Origin of the sequence: Burkholderia sp. BCC0322, assembly GCF_902833045.1 — a bacterium.
In the GTDB taxonomy this organism is placed as follows: domain Bacteria; phylum Pseudomonadota; class Gammaproteobacteria; order Burkholderiales; family Burkholderiaceae; genus Burkholderia.
Genome location: NZ_CADFDU010000052.1, coordinates 1 through 466, shown reverse-complemented (window position 1 = coordinate 466; position 466 = coordinate 1). Strand labels below are relative to the sequence as shown.

At 53.6% G+C, this 466-nt stretch carries 1 pseudogene; it reads left to right on the top strand.

What is annotated here, in order from left to right:
• Positions 1-95: 95 nt before the first annotated feature.
• Positions 96-252: pseudogene (locus HWX39_RS36600) on the top strand (integrase core domain-containing protein); the annotation flags it as partial.
• Positions 253-466: the final 214 nt, after the last annotated feature.

Below are 466 nucleotides of genomic sequence, written 5' to 3'. Positions count from 1 at the left end.
TTGCCTTCTCGGCACCACGTTCTCTGCCATTCTGTTCTCCATACAGTCAAAAAGTTATCAAACTTCTTGCTGTACGTGGAATCGAGACAGGGTCAGTCTATTTGCGGGCCTATGAGCGGTCAGCCATGCCCGGCGTGCCATCGGCGAATACATCGTCTGTACAACCGGAAACGGCCTCACTCGAGCCTGGCCGACCGCACGCCGGATGAGGCATACTTCGCGACGCTGCCTGCGATCAAATTGGCAGCATGATTGCCTCGGACGTTCCACTTAAAAATCTCAGAACACTGTCCGAACGAGTGAGGCCACCTCTCTTCGGCATCCGGAATTTTCGCGTCAGCACGGCCGATAAGCTCGCGCGTTTGACTTAGAGTCGCTAACACAACCTAGACATGAAGCCATGAGAGCCATATCCTCGTGGCATGGCCAGACGAAAAATCAGCAATGAGTTATGGGCGACACTTGA